This window comes from Streptomyces solicamelliae, assembly GCF_045348655.1.
Taxonomy (GTDB): domain Bacteria; phylum Actinomycetota; class Actinomycetes; order Streptomycetales; family Streptomycetaceae; genus Streptomyces; species Streptomyces solicamelliae.
In genome coordinates this window covers 668,592-685,777 of record NZ_CP160404.1, presented here as the reverse complement: position 1 = coordinate 685,777, position 17,186 = coordinate 668,592, and the positions used below count along the sequence as shown (strand labels likewise).

The following is a 17,186-nucleotide window of genomic DNA, read 5'->3' as shown; positions in this document are numbered from 1 at the left end:
GCTCACCGGATCGAGCCGAGGAAGGTTCTCGTCCGGTCGTGGTCCGGGGCGTCCAACAGCTTCTCCGGCGGCCCGGATTCCAGGACGCGGCCCTCGTCGAACATCAGGATGCGGTCGGAGACGTCCCGGGCGAAGCCCATCTCGTGGGTGACGCAGAGCATCGTGAGGTCGGTGGACCCGGCCACGTCCCGCAGGACGTCCAGGACCTCCGCGACCAGTTCGGGGTCGAGGGCCGAGGTCACCTCGTCCAGGAGCAGGATGCCGGGTCTCATCGCCAGGGCCCGCGCGATGGCGACGCGCTGCTGCTGGCCGCCGGAGAGGCGGGTGGGGTGGGCGTCGGCCTTGTCGGCGAGACCGACGAGGCCCAGCAGTTCGCGGGCCCGGGCGGCGGCCTCGTCCTTGTCGAGGCCCAGGACGTTCACGGGCGCCTCCATGACGTTCGCCAGGACGCTCATGTGAGGGAAGAGGTTGAACTGCTGGAAGACCATGCCGATGTGCCGGCGGCGCGGGGCGAGGTAGCGCTCGTTCGCCGGGACGAGCTTCCCGCCCGCGCCGGCCGGCATGTGGGAGAAGGGCTCCCCGTCCACCTGGATGACGCCGTCCGTGACCCGCTCCAGCGTCATCAGGAGACGGAGGATCGTGGTCTTCCCCGAGCCGCTCGGGCCGATCAGGGTCACGCGCTCGCCCGGTGCGACGGTGAGGTCGAGGCCGTCGAGCACGGTGTTCTCACCGAAGCGCTTCGTCACCCGCGTGAAGCGGACTTTGTCCCCCGGGCGTGTGTCAGTGGGCAAGGCGTGCCTCCAGTCGGCGTACGAGCAGGGACGTCGGCCAGCTCGCGAGCAGGAAGACGCCGGCGGCCAGGGTGAAACTCTCCAGATAGGCGAAGTGGGTGCTGCCGAAGGTGTTCGCCTCGTGGACCATCTCGTTCACGGTGATCACCGACAGGAACGGCGTCTCCTTGAACATCGAGATCGCGTAATTGCCCAGCGCGGGAAGCACGTTGCGCACCGCCTGCGGCAGCACCACCGCACGCCACACCCGCCGGCGCGGCAGCGAGAGCGCCGTGCAGGCGTCCCACTGTCCCTTCGGTACGGCGTCGATGCCCGCGCGGTACACCTCGGAGAGGTACGTGGCGTAGTGCACGCCCAGGACCAGCACGCCGATCGTCAGCGCGTTCAGCCCCGGCACCAGTACCCACGTGGCGAACAGCTGCACCATCACCGGGGTCGAGCGGACGAACGAGGCCGCCGCCCGGACCGGCAGCGCGAGCCACCGGGGCGCGGAGCGCTGGACCAGCGCGATGAGGAGCCCCGCGCACACCGCGACCGCGAAACCGAGCACGGTCGCGAGCAGGGTGACGCCGAAGCCCGACAGCACGACCGGCAGCGCGGCGCGCGCCGCCTCCATGTCCCACATCAGACACCACTCCCGTCCTGGCCGAGCCGGTTCTTCGCCGTGCGCTCCAGCGCGTTCATCCCCGTGCTCAGCAGGACGGCCAGGCCGAAGTAGAGAAGCAGGAGCAGCAGGTACGCGGCGGCCGTGCCGCCGGTCGCCGACCGCAACTGGTCGATCCGGAACGTCAGATCGGCGACGGTCACCAGGGACAGCAGCGGCGTCGCCTTCAGCAGCTGGATCAGCAGGTTCTTGAACGGCGGGATCATCAGCACGTACGCCTGCGGCAGCACCACCCGCCGCAGCCGCAGCCCCGGCCCCATCCCGAGGGCGAGCGCCGCCTCGCTCTGCGCGGCGGGCACCGCCGCGATCGAGCCCCGGACCACCTCCGCGCCGTACGCCCCGTAGTTGAGGCCGAACGCGAGCACCCCGCACGCCAGCGGCTCCAGCCGGAAGCCCAGCATCGGCAGGGCGAAGAACAGCCAGAACAGCTGCACGTACAACGAGGTGCCGCGCAGGAACTCGACGGTGACCCGGGACGCCCCGCGCACCAGGACGCGGCGGGACCGCGCGGCGAGGCCGAGCGCGAAGGCGACGAGGAGGGCGAGCGCCGCGCCCAGCCCCGTCGCCTCCAGCGTGACCAGCAGCCCCTCGCCGATCGCGGGCAGCGCCCGGCCCGTCTCGGCCAGGAAGTCAGCCATCCCCGCCGCCCGTCACGCCTTGCACAGCTCGGCCGTGCGCAGGGTGCGCGGCGGCACCTCGCGGTCGGTGAAGCCGTACTTCCCGATCAGGCCCACGTACCGGGCCGGATCGCCGGTGATCTTCGCGAGCTCCGCGTTGAACGCGTCGCGCAGCGAGGTGGCCCCCGGCCGGAAGACCGCGCCGCCCGGGCTGTACTGCTCCACGCCCTTGACCACCGGCACGAACGGGTCCAGGACCTCGACCGCGGCGCCCTCGTTGGTACGGGCCAGCCAGCGCAGCGAGATGCCGGTCAGGGCGAAGGCGTCGATCCGGCCGGCGAGCAGCGCGTCGAGCCCGTCCTGCTGCTTGGCCAGCGACACCACCGCCGGGTCCCGGACGCCGGCCTCCTTGGCGTACGAGGTCTCCACCGCGGCCGTCAGGACCCCGACGCGGACGCCCTTCGCCGCGCACGACCGCAGGTCGGTCAGCCCCTTGGGGTTGCCCTTGCGGACCATCAGCGCGGTCGGGGAGACGAACTCGGGCTCCGAGAAGATCACCTTGGCGCAGCGCTCGGGCGTGATGGCCATCCCTGCGCTGACCACGTCGAACCGCCCGGCGAGCAGCCCCGGGATCAGCGCCCCGAACTCGGTGAGCGTGGGCTTGAGCTCCCCGATGCCGAGGGCCTTGAAGATCTCCCGGTGGAGCGTCGGCGCCTCGCCGGCGAGCTCGCTCCCGTCCTGGAAGCCGTACGGAGCCTCGCCCGCGAAGCCCACCCGGACGTGGCCCTGCTTCCGCAGCTTCGCGAGCAGGTCCGCGTCGCCGGCCGGCGCCCCGGTGCCCACCTCCGTACGGCTGCACGCGGCGAGCGGACCGGAGACGGCGAGCAGTCCGCCGAGCGCGGCCGCCCGGGTCAGGAGGCGTCTGCGGGAGAGGGGCACGGTCATGTCCGTTCCTTTCGGCAGGGCGAGCAGAGTGAGCGGTGGGGGAGGCGCGGGGTGGAGCAGGTGCCGGCCGGTCAGCCGATCGGCGTGGTGTCCCGGGAGGCGATGAAGGACGGTCGCCGGACGGGCGCTGCGAACGGCAGCTCCGGCGCGTTCTCCACACTGTTGAAGACGAGGAAGACATTGCTGCGCGGGAACGGGGTGATGTTGTCGCCCGAGCCGTGCATGGCATTGCAGTCGAACCACACGGCGGAGCCCGCGTCCCCGGTGAAGTGCTCGATCCCGCACGCCTCGGCGAACGTGGTGAGCGCCTTCTGCGAGGGCGTGCCGGCGTCCTGCATCCGCAGCGACTTCTTGTAGTTGTCCGAGGGCGTCTCCCCGGCGCAGCCGAGGAAGGTGCGGTGCGAACCCGGCATGATCATGAGACTGCCGTTGGTCGTGAAGTTCGGGGTCAGCGCGATCGACACCGACACGGTCCGCATCTGCGGCAGCCCGTCCTCGGCGTGCCAGGTCTCGAAGTCGGAGTGCCAGTAGAAGCCGCTCGCGCCGAAGCCGGGCTTCACGTTGATCCGGGACTGGTGGACGTACACGTCGGAGCCGAGGATCTGCCGGGCGCGGTCCACGAGCCGCGGGTCGGCGGCGAGCCGGGCGAACACCTCACTGATCCGGTGCACTTCGAAGACGGACCGGATCTCCTGGGACCGCGGCTCGACGATCGCCCGCTCGTCCTCCCGGATCTTCGGGTCGGCGACCAGCCGGTCCAGTTCGGCGCGCAGTGCGGTGACCTCGTCGGGGCCGACGAGGCCGTCGACGGCGAAGAAGCCGTTGCGTTCGAAGTCCTCCAGCTCACGGGGCCAGAACGGCCCGGGGGTTCCGGGGTCGGACCAGACGACGGGTTCCTTGCGCAGGACGAGGGCTTCTTCGGCGCCGCGGGTGGGGTACGGGTCGACGGGGCGGGCGGGGGCGCTGGTCATCGCGGGTGCTGGCCTTTCTCGTACACGGGGGAGTGCGCGGGTCGTGGGGTGTCAGACGGGGTCCGGCTCCGTGAGCAGGGGGTAGACGCCGTTCTCGTCGTGGTCCTCGCGGCCGGTCACCGGCGGGTTGAAGACGCACAGGCAGCGGAACTCCTCCTTGACCTTGAGCGTGTGCCGCTCGTGGCCGTCGAGGAGGTACATCGTCCCGGGCGTGATCGTGTGGGTCTCGCCGGTCTCGTGGTCGGTGAGTTCGGCCTCGCCGGCCGTGCAGACGACTGCCTCGACGTGGTGCGCGTACCACATCGTGGTCTCGGTGCCGGCGTGGAGGACGGTCTCGTGGAGGGAGAAGCCGACGCGCTCGCGGGCGAGCACGATGCGCTTGCTCTCCCAGGTGCCGGAGGCGGACTTCACATGGCGGTCCGTGTTCTCCAGCTCGGCGAAGGAGCGGACGATCATGGGGTGTTTTCCTTCCGTACGGGGACGGGGGACGGGGGATCAGGCAGCGCCGGCGGTGTGCCGGACGGCGCGGGCGAGGATCCCGAGGCCCTCGTCGAGCTCGTCGTCGGTGACGGTCAGCGGCGGCAGGAGCTTGACCACCTCGCTGCGGGGACCGGAGGTCTCGACGAGCAGACCGAGTTCGAAGGCGCGGCGGCACACGGCCTCGGCGCGTCCCTCCTGCGCGAACTCCAGTCCCCAGACCAGGCCGCGGCCGCGGGGGGTGATGTCCAGCCGCTCGTTCCCCGCGGTGAGTTCGAGCAGCGCCCGCTCGACCTGGTCGGCCCGCTGGAGGGTGCGGTCCCGCAGGGCGCCGTCACGCCAGTACGTGTCGAGGGCGGCGGTCGCCGTGACGAACGCGGGGTTGTTGCCGCGGAAGGTGCCGTTGTGCTCGCCCGGCTCCCACAGGTCGAGCTCGTCGCGGAACAGGCAGAGGGACATGGGCAGTCCGTAGCCGCTGATGGACTTGGAGAGGGTGACGATGTCCGGGGTGATGCCGGCCTCCTCGAAGGAGAAGAAGTCGCCGGTGCGGCCGCAGCCCATCTGGATGTCGTCGACGATCAGCAGCATGTCGCGGCGGCGGCACAGGTCGGCCAGGCCCCGCAGCCACTCGTTGCGGGCCACGTTGACGCCGCCCTCGCCCTGCACCGTCTCGACGATCACGGCGGCCGGGTGGTCGAGGCCGGAACCGGAGTCCTCCAGGAGGCGCTCGAACCACAGGAAGTCCGGCACCTGGCCGCCGAGGTAGTGGTCGTACGGCATCTGCGTGGTGTGGGTCAGCGGCACCCCGGCGCCGGCGCGCTTGCCGGCGTTGCCGGTGAGGGCGAGCGAGCCCAGCGACATGCCGTGGAAGGCGTTGGTGAAGGAGACCACCGTCTTGCGACCGGTGACCTTGCGGGCGAGCTTGAGCGCCGCCTCGACGGCGTTGGTGCCGGTCGGGCCCGGGAACATCACCTTGTAGGGCAGGCCGCGGGGTTCGAGGACGGTCGAGCGGAACGTCTCCAGGAACCGTCGTTTCGCCGTCGTCGACATGTCGAGCCCGTGGGTGATGCCGTCGCTGCCCAGGTAGTCCAGGAGCGGTCGCTTCAGGGCGGGGTTGTTGTGGCCGTAGTTCAGCGAACCGGCACCCGCGAAGAAGTCGAGGAACGGTCGCCCGTGCTCGTCGAACAGGCGGCTTCCGGTGGCTCGTTCGAAGACGGTCGGCCAGGCGCGGCAGTAGCTGCGGACCTCCGACTCGACGGTCTCGAACACGGTCGTGGGCTTGTCGGCGATGAGCGTCATGCTGTTTCTCCAGTACGTGAGGGACGGCGCCCGGGGGGTCGGGGCGCCAGGACCGCGGCGGGTGGGCGGTCGGGGGCCGGGCCGGCGGTCAGAAGGTCAACGGCGCGATGCGGTGCAGCACTTCGGGCTCGTGGGAGTCGCCCGGGAAGACCACGGCAGGGAAGAGGACCGTCCGGCCGACCCGCGCGCCGTGCCGCCGCGCGAACGCGTCGAACAGTCGCTCGGACGCGGTGTTGCCGGGCGTGATGGTGGTCTCGACGGCGTCGATCCCGTGCGCGCCGGCCACGCGCAGGGAGAGCGCGTCGAGCAGCGCACCGGCGATGCCGAGGCCCCGGTACGAGACGTCGACGGCGATCTGCCACACCAGCAGCGTCCGCGGGGCGTCGGGCCGCAGGTATCCGGTCACGAACCCCACCGCCCGGCCGTCCGCGTCGCGGACGACGGCGGACGTGTCGGCGAAGTCCCGGCACCACAGCAGGTAGCTGTACGAGGAGTTGACGTCCAGCACCTCGGACTCACGCGCCAGCCGCCACAGCTGCGCCCCGTCCGCCACCTCCGGCCGGCCGACGGTCCACCCCGGGGGCAGCGTCGGCGCTTCGTCCTGAATGCGAATCGTGTGAGCAGTGGTCATGGGCGCCGAAGCTACCCAGCAGAACTGCGAACTTCCTGGGCCTGTGGGGTTACGGACGACGCGGTCTCTGTGTTATGCCTCCTGCCCCGGCGGCGAGTCGGCGTGCGGATCATGTCTCATATTCGGGGGCACTCATGCATAGAAACCGGGTCAAAGTGTCGTTGTATAACGACGATGTAACACCTTTGCCAGGTGTCACTTTTGCGATCGGAGTGTTATTGCATCGTGGGTCGCGAGGGCGTTTGGTGTCGCCGGGTCCGGAAAGGGATCTCCTGCTGGGCCCGGAATGCGGCGCCGGAACGCGGTGGAATGCAGGGGGAACGCGGCGGAATTCCACGGAAGCCGGCGCCCGGCGCGCTCAGAGGAAACGGTGCAGGATGTGGAGCCCCACCCGCCCGTGACGAGGGTGCTCGTAAGCCTTGGGAACGGTGCCCAGGATCGTGAAGCCGAGCGACTGCCACAGGCGCAGCGCGGGGTTGGTCTCGACCACCGCGTTGAACACCATGGCCGTGTAGCCGTCCGCACGCGCCGCGTCGAGGACGTGCCCGGCGAGCAGCCGGCCGATGCCGCGGCCCGCGTGGGCCGGGGACACCATGAACCCCGCGTTGGCCACCGTCCGCGCCGGGCCCCCGTAGTTGGGCCGCACATACGCCGAGGCGACGATGCGGTCCGCGGGATGGGACGCGTCCGGGTCCTCGACGACGAACACCCGGGCGCCCGGCGCCATCCACAGGGCCCGGGCGGTGCCCTCGTCGGCGCCGGGGTCCCAGGCGTACGTGTCGCCGGCGGCCACGATCTCGTGCCAGAAGGGCCAGATCCGCGGCCAGTCCTCCGCCACCGCGTCGCGCACCCGCAACGGCCTCCGCTCCGCGCGCTCGCCCACGGCCCGCTCCTCTCCTCGGTCGGGTACGCGGCGATCGTGCCAGACGCGGGTGGTGATGAGGAGCGGACACACAGGGGAGCCCCGGCCGCCCGGACCGTCAGGTCAGTTCCTGGACGCCCGAGCCGTCGCGGACGAACACGGTCCGGGTGTCGGTCGCCCGGTAGGTCTCGACGACGGTGAAGGCCGGGGGCGACCCCGCCTCCGGGGCGTCGGGAGCCTCGAAGTGGAGCACGTACGTCTTCGAGGCGTCCGTCTCGCTCTCGAGCTGCAGCCAGCCCTCGTAGCCCGCCGCCGGGAACGTACCCGTCGCCGTGAGGTCGACCTGCGCGGGCGTCCTGGTGATGTCGTACGTAGCCGTGCCGAGTTCGAGACGCTTGCGGGCACCGTCCTTCCAGCGCCGGAAGAGCGCGATCCACTCCTCGGGCCACAGACCGCCGCCGGTCACCGGCGGCATGTCCTGCTCCAGACGGTCGAGGATGTCGTCGGCCTGGGCGACGACGTCGTCGTAGTCCCACAGGTCCAGGGCCCAGATCATGTGCTCGCGGTCGGTCGCGCGGAACATGGGCCGGATGTGCAGCTCGAAGACAGGGGTGCGCATGTCAGGCGTACACCTCCATGAGCACGTTCTCCAGGGCGACTTCCTCGATCAGCCCGGCCGGCTGGTCGGCGGGGTCCGTGCTCGTGGGCAACGGGACGTAGTGGAGCGTCAGCACGTGATCCTCGGTCGGCTGGGGCGTCGCTTCGACGGCCGCGGTGACGTCGAAGCGGGCCGTGCAGCCCGTGGGGTGATGGGCCGGCGGCGGGTTGTCGTGCCCACCGTCGCCGTGACCTCCGTGACCACCGTGGCCGCCGTGCTCGTGACCGCCGTGGTCATGCTCGCCGTGTCCGTTCCCGTGGCCGTCCTCGTGCAGATGCGCCCGCCACATCACCACGTACCCGACGCCGTACTGCTCCGCGAAGTCCTCGTCGGTGCGGAACTCCACGTCCTGGGGGTGGGCGAAGGCCCGGATCATGAAGCTGCCGGTCTTGGGCACCTTCAGGTCGCTGAGCCGCACCGCCAGACGCCGGCCCTCGTCGGGCGGGGCCGAGAAACGGAACTGGGCGTGCTCCGTGTCGCGCAGCTGGGTCGTGAGGTCGTCCTCCGAGACCGGCTCCATGGGCTTCGACGCCACCAGCTCCCGCGGGCCGGGCATCGGCGGGGCGATGCCGAACGCGCTCGTGAGCTGGTCCGAGTACTCGTACGCGTAGCCGAGGGCCTCCGTGTCGTGGAAGTCGGCGATCTTGTGCTTCGGCCGGCTGGTGAATCCGCGCAGGTCACGGGTGGGCGACGTCAGGGCCGGTGCGCCGTTGCGGCGTTGCCACTCCGCCCACATCAGGTCGATGAAGCAGTGGAAGCTCCAGTAGATGGGGTCCTTGGCCGCCTGGCTCGGATTGGCCATCATGCCCCCGATGAACTCGGGGTGCATGTAGTTGTGCGGGCCCTCCTCGAGGCGGCCGTAGTCGCCGGCCGGATCGTCCTCCGGGAAGCCGGCGAAGAGTTCCTGGTCCGTCTCGGTGGTGACGATCTCCAGTGTGTCGGGCGGCAGTTCCTTGGGCAGCTGGTCCCGGTCCGGCGTCGCCGTCAGACCCGGCCGGGCGAACGCCGCCGGGAACTTCCCGGTCGTCTGCGGGTGGATCCAGTCCCAGTACGGGATGGTGACGTCGGCCGTCCGGGGCGGGTCGGCCGCCTGCAGCAGCTGCTCGAAGTAGTGCAGATGCGCGCGGTGCCACGGCAGGAACGCGTCGCTGCCGTGCTCGCACGGGCCGACGAACACGTTGTTGTGCAGGTCGGCCTGGAAGGCGTACCCCGTGGGGTCGCTCGGGTTCACCGCCGAACGGGCGCGCAGGATGTCGAGCGCGTGGATGTAGTCGTCCAGCTGGGCCTGGGTCAGGGAGTTGATGTCCCGGCGTTTCTTCGTCACTGTGCCTCCACCCCCCGGTGCATACGGACAGTGTTCATAGGTATGCATGAAGACACGGAACGTAACCATGGCGGTGGGGAACAGCTCGCCTGGCGGACAACGGGCCGTGCGCACCTTCAGGTCGGGCCACGGTGGCGCAGCCGATGTTCCTCCCCGCGTCCACGCCGGCCATAAAGGGCCGGCAGGCGACGGCCGAACTCGGCTACGGCCCGCTGCCTGCCCAGCCGGCCCGTGATGTCAGGAACGCACTGCCTCGAAGTCGACGCTGAGGACGGCGGCGAGCGAGGCCGCCAGGTGGGGGACGTGCCGGGCGGACAGACCGGCGATGTTGATGCGGCCGCCGGTGGTGCCGTAGACGGCGTACTGGCGGCGCAGCCGGCGCATGTCGTCGGGGGTGAGGGGGAGCGTGGAGAACATGCCCTTCTGGTGGGCCAGGGAGCGCGCCGCCCGTTCCGCCCCCAGGGCCTCCAGGTGGTCGGCCAGGGCCGCGCGGTTCTCGGCGATGCGGCCGCGCATCGCGTCGAGTTCGGCGCGCCACAGGGAGTGCAGGGCGCCGTCCTCCAGGACGGTGGCGACGACCGCCGCGCCGTGCTCGGGGGGCATCGAGTACAGGGTGCGGGCGGCGTTCTGCAGGGTGGTCTCGACCTGGCGCAGGGCCGCCTTCGACGAGGACAGGACCATGGCGCAGCCCGTGCGGTCGGCGTAGAGGCCGAAGTTCTTGGAGCAGCTGACCGCGATCAGCAGCTCGGGCAGGCGCGACGCCAGCATGCGTGTGGCGGCCAGGTCGGCCTCCAGGCCGTCGCCCAGGCCGTGGTACGCCAGGTCGATCAGCGGGACCCAGCCGTTCCGGGCGGCCAGGTCCGCCAGGGCCAGCCACTCCTCGGGCGTCGGGTCGACGCCGGTCGGGTTGTGGCAGCAGCCCTGCAGCAGCACCACGTCGTCACGGCGCGCCGCGCGCAGGCCGTCGACGAGGTCCGCGCCGTCGCCCAGGGCGTACGTACGGACCTTCAGGCCGGCGGCCTCCAGGATCGGCCGGTGGTTCACGTACGCGGGATCGCTGATCCACACCGTGGTGCCCGGGTACGACTGCCGCACCAGGTCGGCGAGCAGGCGCAGCGCGCCCGTACCGGCCACCGTCTGGACGGTCACCGCGCGCTCCGCGGGGATCCCCGCGCCGAGGACCAGGTCCTGCATCGACCGGTTGAAGCGCGTGTTGCCCGACAGGCCCCGGTACTCCTTCGACTCCGCGCGTTCCGCGAGCCGGGCCTCGGCCTCGCGGACCGCGGCCATCACCGGGGTGGTCCCCGAGTCGTCGCGGTACACCCCGAGGACGAGGTCCAGGCGCTCCGGGCGCGGGTCGGCGGCGTACTCCGCGGTGAGGTCCCACAGCGGGTCGACGGGCGGGGCGGGAAGCAGCTCAAGCACGGGCGGTGTCCTCGGTGGTGGTTCGGGGGCGGGGCCGTCGGTTGGCGAGCACGACACCCGTGGTGATCAGGGGGACGCCGATCAGGACGGAGACCGTCGGCGACTCGTGGAGGAGGGGGACGGCCAGCAGTACGACGGCCACGGGGCTCAGGCTGCCGACGACCGCGCAGCGCTCCGGGCCGAGCCGGCGGATCGCGAACGCGTACAGCAGGCCCGCGCACAGCCCCACGCCCAGGCCCTGGACGACGAGGAACAGCAGCACGTCACCGGCCGCCGCCCGGCCGAGGCCCATGGGCAGCACGCCGGTCAGCGCCAGCAGCGCGACGACCGCGAAGGACGGCAGGCACAGCACCCCGATGGAGCCGACCGGGTCGAGCTCCACCTCCCGCAGGCCCACGGTGTACAGCGCCCACAGCCCGCTGGCGACCAGCAGCGCGCCCGCGCCGAGCAGGACGTCCTGGTCGAGCGCGACGGTGTGCCGCCACACCAGCGCCACGACGCCCGCCACGATCAGCGCGAGACCGGCGCTCTGCGCGCCGCGCGGCAGGCCCCGCCCGCTCGCCACCATGAGGGCGGAGACGAACAGCGGCACCATGCCGGGCACGATCGCGCCGACGAACGCGGCCGACGTCAGCGCGCCGCCGTGCATCACGATCAGGAAGAACGGCACGCCCGCGCCGCACATGATCTTGAGCGCCGGACCCGGCCGTACGGAGGCCAGCGCGCGGCGCCGGCGCCACAGCGCCGGAGCGAGGACCAGCAGCGGCACGCCGAAGCGGATCAGGGCCGCGTCGGCGGGCAGCAGCGTCGACGCGCCGAGCGCGCGGGCGCTGAGCGCGAAGCCGGCCCAGATCAGGACCGTGAGGCCGAGGGCGACGGGACCCGCCGCCCGGTGCTCCAGGATCCCGCGCCGGGGCCCGGCGGCGGACGGCGCCTCGGCCGCTGCCGCCGTTGTCGTTGCGACCACTGAAAGGTTTCCTCACACTCGGAACGGAGTCGGAGACACCCCCGCCCGAACGGCAACCCTAGGAGCTTCGCCGGGGCAGCCGATTGCCAGTTCTGCCCTCCATGCCTAGCGTGGGGGCAGAATCTGCCAAGATATGAGGAAGAGGGACGGGGAACGGCGATGGACGACGTGGATCTCCAGATCATCCGCGAGCTGCAGGCGGACGGCCGGCTGTCCAACCAGGACCTCGCCGACCGCGTCCGCCTCTCTCCCTCGCCCTGCCTGCGGCGGGTGCGGAGGCTGGAGGAGGCCGGGCTGCTCAGCGGGTACACCGCGATGGTCGACCAGGTCGCGTACGGGCTGCCGATCACCGTCTTCGTACGGATCGGCCTGGAGCGGCACACGGCCGAGGCGGTCAATGTCTTCGAGGAGCACGTCGGCCTCATCGACCACATCCAGGACTGCTATCTGATGGCCGGCAGCAGCGACTACCTGCTGCGCGTCGTGATCGAGAGCCTGGAGGCGTACGAGACCCTGGTCCGGACGCGGATCCACGCCATCCCCGGTATCGCGTCGATCGAGTCCAGCTTCGCCTTCGGCAGCGTCAAGCAGTCCAAGGTCTTCCCGCGCCCCGGCACCCTCACGCGCCGCGGCCGCTCCTGACCGCGTCCGCGATCCGCGCGGCGGCCTCGCGGAGCCGGTCCGGCGGGTGGGCCGCGTAGCCGACGACCAGGCCCGGCGGGCCGGGGCGGCCGCGGTGCCAGGAGAGCGGATGGGTGAGGACACCGGCGGCGCGCACCCGCTCCGCGAGCTCCGTGTCCGGCACGGCGTCGGCGGCGCCGCCCGCCTCCGCCGCGCCGCCCGCCTCCGCCGATCCGGCCGGCTCCGGGAACGTGATCAGCAGATGCAGGCCCGCCGCGATCCCCTGCACCCGTGCGGAGGGCAGCCGCGCGGTCAGGGCGGTCAGGAAGGCGTCCCGGCGGCTGCGGTACCGGCCGCGGGTGAGCCGCAGATGACGGTCCAGGTCGCCGCCCGCGATCAGCCGGGCGAGCACCAGCTGCGGCAGCACGGGTGAGCCCAGGTCGCTGGCGTGCTTCGCCGCGACCAGTTCCTCCTGCAGCGCGCGCGGGGCGATCAGCCAGCCGAGCCGGATGCCGGGGGCCAGCGTCTTGGACACGCTGCCGGTGTGCACCACGTGCTCCGGCGCGGACGCCTGGAGCGCGGGCACCGGCGCCCGGTCGTAGCGGTGCTCCGCGTCGTAGTCGTCCTCGATGATCAGCCCGCCGGCCGCCGCCCACGCCAGCAGCGCGCGTCGGCGCCCGGGCGCCAGGACGACCCCGGTCGGGAACTGGTGGGCCGGCGTGAGCAGCGCCGCCGGCACCCCGGTGCGGGTCAACTCGCCGACGTCCAGGCCCTGTTCGTCCACCGGTACGGGCACCGGCCGCACGCCCCAGTAGGTCAGCGCCTCCACGGCCCCGCGCGACCCCGGGTCCTCCACGGCGATCTCCGTGACGCCCCTGGCCTTCAGCGTGTGCGCCACCAGGGCGAGGGACTGGGCGACCCCGCCCACCACCAGCACGTCCTCCGGGTCCGCGCGCACCCCCCGCACCCGGCCGAGCCAGCCCGCCAGTTCCCGCCGCAGCGCCGGCGAGCCGCGCGGATCGCCGTACGCGAACTCCGCCGTCGACGCCCCGCCGAGCACCTGCCGTTCGGCCCGCAGCCACGCGGTGCGCGGAAAGGCGGACAGGTCAGGCAGTCCCGGCGAGAGGTTGATGTCCACCGCCGGCGCGAACGGCCCGAGCGGCAGCCTGGGCAGCGCCGCCCCGGTCCGCGCCACGGGGGCCGCCCCGGCCCGCGGGCGCCCCGGGCCCGCGGGCACCACCGCGACCCGGGTGCCGCCGCCCGCGTGCCCGCTGACCAGGCCCTCCTCCGCGAGCCGCCGGTACGCCTCGACGACCACCCCGCGTGACAGCCTCAGGTCGGCCGCCAGCGCCCGGGTCGCGGGCAGCCGCGCGCCCGCGCGCAGCCGCCCGTCGGCGACGGCCGCGCGGACGGCGTCCACCAGCCAGGCCGTCAGGCCCGACGGGGGCGCGGCCGGACGCCGCAACTGCAGGAAGTCCGCGCCTTCTTCGGTCTCATTGGTCCTGTCCACAAGGCCACCGATGGTACTGGCCGGCGGACCAACCGGAAGATCGAATGGGGTGAAACACCGTACTGCGCACCACAGTTGTGGAGGACAGCCCCATGCACAGCACCGCAGCCGCCGACGCCTTCGACCACTGGCTCCGGACCGACTTCGTGGCCCTCAACACCCGCCTGGAGGAGGCCGGTCCCGGATCCGACCGGCTCGAACAGCGCCTCGCGCAGGAGGGCGCGGTGCTGGTCCGCCGGATCGCCGAGGAGGAAGGCCGCGCCGTGCTCGCCGCCGACCGCGACACCCGCTATGAACTCCTCGGCTCGGTCGGCATGTACCTCGCCGCCTGCCGCCGTCACGAGGTCGACGCCCCGCAGGGCCCGCAGTCGGCCGCCTGGCCCCTCGCGACCGCCCTCGGTGCCTCCCTCGGCGTCGCCCCGCGCTTCGTCTTCGCCCACCAGGCCTTCTGCAACCGGGCGGTCGGCGACCGCATCCGGACCTTCACCTCGTTCGACGACGAGCGCACCTTCATCGTCCACAACGCGCTCTCCGGCCTCGCCTACCGCCGCGCCGCCACCGCCCTCGGCGGCGTCGGGCCCCTCGGGGCGTCCAGCCCCATGACCGAGTACCTGCTCCGCGAGGCGCTGGCCGGGCTCGACGACGTCATGGACTTCGGGACGACGCTGAGCGAGAACCTCGACGTCGACCGCTTCTTCCACCACATCCGGCCGTACTTCAAGTCCCATCGCGTCGGCGCCGCCGAGTACCGGGGCGCGAACGCGGGCGACTTCGCGGCGGTCAACGCCGTCGACGTCCTGCTCGGCCTGTGCTCCCCGCACGACCCCTTCTACCAGGCCGTGCTCGCCGAGAAGCAGCCGTACCTGCCGCCGGAGGACCAGCCCGCCCTGCGCTCCGCCGTACGTGCCGAGCCGCTGCTCGACGTCTTCCTGCGCGAGGCGGAGCGGCAGGCCGTCACACCGCAGCTGCGCGAGAACGCCCGGCTGCTGCTCGCCCTGTGCACGCGGCACGGCGCCGTCTCCTCGTTCCACCACCACCGGCTGGTCGTGCCCTTCCTCCAGAAGCCGGCGTCGCTGCTGCCGGAGCCCGAGGACCTCACCTCCAGCGGCCCGCCCCTCGACATGGTCGTGGCGCAGCTGGCCCGCCTGGTGGACCTGCGGACGGCCCGGCCGCGAGCCGGCACCTTCGGGGCGCGGGACCGGCTCGACCGGCTGAGGACGGCGGCCGGGCTCTGACCGGCCGGGGTCCCGGGCCGGGCCCCGGCCCCGGATCCGGCACAATGCAGCAATGCACCCCGTGAGCGAAGACGACCCGTACCTCTGGCTGGAAGACGTGTCGGGCGAGGCCGCCCTCGCCTGGGTGGCCGAGCGGAACGCCGAGACAGACGCCGCCCTCGTCGCCGACCCCGGGTTCGCCGGGCTGAAGGAGCGGCTGCGGGAGGTGCGGGACGCCTCGGACCGGATCCCGTACACCACGCGGCGCGGGGCCTACCTCTACAACTTCTGGCAGGACGCCGAGCACGTCCGCGGGCTGTGGCGGCGCACGACGCCGGAGCAGTACCGCAAGGACGCCCCCGAGTGGGAGGTACTGCTCGACGTCGACGCGCTGGCCGAGGCCGAGGGGGAGAAGTGGGTGTGGGCCGGGGCCCGCGTCCGGCACCCCGCGTACGACCGGGCCCTCGTCCAGCTGTCCCGCGACGGCGGGGACGCGGTCGTGGTCCGCGAGTTCGACATGGCCACGCTCGCCTTCGTCGAGGACGGCTTCCGGGTGGAGGAGGCCAAGACCCGGATCGGCTGGATCGACGCCGACACCGTCTTCGTGGGCACCGACTTCGGGCCCGGCTCGCTGACCGACTCCGGCTACCCGCGCACGGTACGGCGCTGGCGGCGCGGCACCCCCCTGGCGGCGGCCGAGCAGGTCTTCGAGGCGGAGCAGGACGACGTCGACGCCTGGGGCGTGCACGACTCCACGCCGGGCTTCGAGCGGGACTTCGTCGGCCGTTCGCCGGACTTCTTCCACTCCGAGATGCACCTGCTGACCGCGGGCGGCGAGCTGGTCCGGATCGACGTCCCGGACGACGCCGAGGCGTACGCCCACCGCACGCACCTGATCGTGCAGCTCAAGTCGGACTGGCTGGGCCACCCGTCGGGCGCGCTGCTCGCCTTCGACTTCGACGCCTTCCTGGCCGGCGACCGCACCGCCGAGGTGCTGTTCACCCCCGACGAGCGCACCGCCCTCGCCGGCCAGTCGTGGACCCGCCGCCACCTGATCCTGGAGACGATGCGGGACGTCAGCACCCGGATCGAGGTGCTCACCCCCGGCGCGGACGGCTGGACGCGCGCGCCGCTCGCCGACGTGCCCGCGCTGTCCGCGGTGAGCGTCACCGACACCGACCCCGACGTCTCCGACGAGTACTTCCTCGACGTCTCCGGCTTCCTGCAGCCCTCCACGCTCTACCGCGGGGAGATCGGCGCCGGTTCCGAGCTCCTCAAGCAGGCGCCGGCCCGTTTCGACACGGCCGGGCTCGTGGTGCGCCAGCACTTCGCCGTCTCGGACGACGGCACCCGCGTCCCGTACTTCGAGATCGGCCCCGACCGCGCGGTCACCGGCCCCGGTCCGACGCTGCTCTACGGCTACGGCGGCTTCGAGGTCTCCCTCACCCCGTACTACGGCGGGGTCACCGGCCGGGCCTGGCTGGAGCGCGGCGGCACGTACGTGATCGCCAACATCCGCGGCGGCGGCGAGTACGGCCCCGCATGGCACCAGGCGGCGCTCGCAGCGAACCGGCCGCGCGCCTTCGAGGACTTCGCGGCCGTGGCCCGGGACCTGGTGGCGCGCGGCGTCACCACCCCGGCCATGCTCGGTGCCGAGGGCGGCAGCAACGGCGGACTGCTCGTCGGCGCGATGCTCACCCGGTACCCCGAGCTGTTCGGCGCGCTCGTCTCCGAGGTGCCGCTGCTCGACATGGTGCGATTCCACAAGCTGCTCGCCGGCGCGTCCTGGATCGCCGAGTACGGCGACCCGGACGACGCCGCCGACCTGGAGCACCTGCGGGCCCTGTCCCCGTACCATCATCTCGCCGCGGACCGGAGCTACCCGCCGGTGCTGCTGATGACCTCCACCCGCGACGACCGGGTCCACCCCGGGCACGCCCGCAAGGCGGCCGCGCGGCTGCGGGAGCTGGGGCACGAGGTGCTGTTCCACGAGAACACCGGCGGCGGTCACGCGGGCGCCTCGGACAACGAGCAGACCGCCCACAACGACGCGCTCGTGCACACCTTCCTGTGGCAGAGACTGAGCCGCTCCGAGGACTGATCAGCAGGTCCGAGGGCCGCGCCCGCTTCCCGAACATCCGCCCGTTCACGGCCGATTGACCCTCACTCAGCCGTGAACGGGCGCTTTTGCGTCCCCGCTTGACATGGAC

The 17,186-nt window shown here is 72.5% G+C and carries 17 protein-coding genes; 3 read left to right on the top strand and 14 right to left on the bottom strand.

Going from position 1 to position 17,186, the window contains the following annotated elements:
• Nucleotides 1-2: 2 nt before the first annotated feature.
• The 13 genes from ehuA to ABZO31_RS03215 all read right to left on the bottom strand — a co-directional run bounded on the left by ehuA (nt 3) and on the right by ABZO31_RS03215 (nt 11,631).
• Nucleotides 3-791: an ectoine/hydroxyectoine ABC transporter ATP-binding protein EhuA gene (ehuA, locus tag ABZO31_RS03275; RefSeq protein WP_406859381.1), complete on the bottom strand. Its 789-nt coding sequence runs from the start codon at nt 789-791 to the stop codon at nt 3-5.
• On the bottom strand, nt 781-1,416 hold the full coding sequence (gene ehuD / locus ABZO31_RS03270) for an ectoine/hydroxyectoine ABC transporter permease subunit EhuD (RefSeq protein WP_406859380.1): 636 nt from the start codon (nt 1,414-1,416) through the stop codon (nt 781-783). Before ehuD ends, ehuA begins: the two co-directional genes overlap by 11 nt.
• Complete coding sequence (gene ehuC / locus ABZO31_RS03265) at nt 1,416-2,093, bottom strand: ectoine/hydroxyectoine ABC transporter permease subunit EhuC (protein ID WP_406859379.1); 678 nt, start codon at nt 2,091-2,093, stop codon at nt 1,416-1,418. Before ehuC ends, ehuD begins: the two co-directional genes overlap by 1 nt.
• A 12-nt stretch (nt 2,094-2,105) precedes the next feature.
• On the bottom strand, nt 2,106-3,017 hold the full coding sequence (gene ehuB, locus ABZO31_RS03260) for an ectoine/hydroxyectoine ABC transporter substrate-binding protein EhuB (RefSeq protein ID WP_406859377.1): 912 nt from the start codon (nt 3,015-3,017) through the stop codon (nt 2,106-2,108).
• Nucleotides 3,018-3,088: 71 nt separating this feature from the next.
• Nucleotides 3,089-3,988 (bottom strand): ectoine hydroxylase, encoded by a 900-nt coding sequence (thpD, locus tag ABZO31_RS03255; protein ID WP_406859376.1) that lies wholly within the window; start codon nt 3,986-3,988, stop codon nt 3,089-3,091.
• 51 nt (nt 3,989-4,039) lie between these two features.
• Nucleotides 4,040-4,444, bottom strand: a complete 405-nt coding sequence (locus ABZO31_RS03250; RefSeq protein WP_406859375.1) for an ectoine synthase — start codon at nt 4,442-4,444, stop codon at nt 4,040-4,042.
• Between the two features lie 39 nt (nt 4,445-4,483).
• A complete protein-coding gene (gene ectB / locus ABZO31_RS03245; RefSeq protein WP_406859373.1) occupies nt 4,484-5,764 on the bottom strand; it encodes a diaminobutyrate--2-oxoglutarate transaminase in 1,281 nt (426 codons plus the stop codon).
• Between the two features lie 88 nt (nt 5,765-5,852).
• Nucleotides 5,853-6,395, bottom strand: coding sequence for a diaminobutyrate acetyltransferase (gene ectA / locus ABZO31_RS03240; RefSeq protein ID WP_406859372.1), 543 nt, complete (start codon nt 6,393-6,395; stop codon nt 5,853-5,855).
• Between the two features lie 358 nt (nt 6,396-6,753).
• Entirely contained in the window at nt 6,754-7,251 is a 498-nt protein-coding gene (locus tag ABZO31_RS03235; protein WP_406865242.1) for a GNAT family N-acetyltransferase, read from the bottom strand.
• Nucleotides 7,252-7,375: 124 nt separating this feature from the next.
• Nucleotides 7,376-7,876: a hypothetical protein gene (locus ABZO31_RS03230; protein WP_406859371.1), complete on the bottom strand. Its 501-nt coding sequence runs from the start codon at nt 7,874-7,876 to the stop codon at nt 7,376-7,378.
• Between the two features lies 1 nt (nt 7,877).
• On the bottom strand, nt 7,878-9,239 hold the full coding sequence (locus ABZO31_RS03225; protein WP_406859369.1) for a tyrosinase family protein: 1,362 nt from the start codon (nt 9,237-9,239) through the stop codon (nt 7,878-7,880).
• A 237-nt stretch (nt 9,240-9,476) separates the two neighbouring features.
• The gene (locus ABZO31_RS03220) at nt 9,477-10,664 is read right to left on the bottom strand and encodes an aromatic amino acid transaminase (RefSeq protein WP_406859368.1); all 1,188 of its coding nucleotides are present in this window, start codon (nt 10,662-10,664) and stop codon (nt 9,477-9,479) included.
• Nucleotides 10,657-11,631, bottom strand: coding sequence for a DMT family transporter (locus ABZO31_RS03215; RefSeq protein WP_406859367.1), 975 nt, complete (start codon nt 11,629-11,631; stop codon nt 10,657-10,659). Before ABZO31_RS03215 ends, ABZO31_RS03220 begins: the two co-directional genes overlap by 8 nt.
• 159 nt (nt 11,632-11,790) lie before the next feature.
• Here ABZO31_RS03215 and ABZO31_RS03210 point away from each other — a divergent pair, with 159 nt between their 5' ends.
• On the top strand, nt 11,791-12,273 hold the full coding sequence (locus tag ABZO31_RS03210) for an Lrp/AsnC family transcriptional regulator (protein ID WP_406859365.1): 483 nt from the start codon (nt 11,791-11,793) through the stop codon (nt 12,271-12,273).
• Here ABZO31_RS03210 and ABZO31_RS03205 read toward each other — a convergent pair.
• Complete coding sequence (locus ABZO31_RS03205) at nt 12,251-13,762, bottom strand: PLP-dependent aminotransferase family protein (RefSeq protein ID WP_406859364.1); 1,512 nt, start codon at nt 13,760-13,762, stop codon at nt 12,251-12,253. The two genes, ABZO31_RS03210 and ABZO31_RS03205, sit on opposite strands and share 23 nt — an antisense overlap.
• A 92-nt stretch (nt 13,763-13,854) precedes the next feature.
• Between ABZO31_RS03205 and ABZO31_RS03200 the strand changes: the two genes are divergently transcribed.
• Both ABZO31_RS03200 and ABZO31_RS03195 read left to right on the top strand, forming a co-directional pair.
• Nucleotides 13,855-14,997 carry a monodechloroaminopyrrolnitrin synthase PrnB family protein gene (locus tag ABZO31_RS03200; protein ID WP_406859363.1) on the top strand — a complete coding sequence of 381 codons (1,143 nt, stop codon included), beginning with the start codon at nt 13,855-13,857 and terminating at the stop codon, nt 14,995-14,997.
• Nucleotides 14,998-15,049: 52 nt separating this feature from the next.
• The gene (locus tag ABZO31_RS03195) at nt 15,050-17,077 is read left to right on the top strand and encodes a prolyl oligopeptidase family serine peptidase (RefSeq protein WP_406859361.1); all 2,028 of its coding nucleotides are present in this window, start codon (nt 15,050-15,052) and stop codon (nt 17,075-17,077) included.
• Nucleotides 17,078-17,186: the final 109 nt, after the last annotated feature.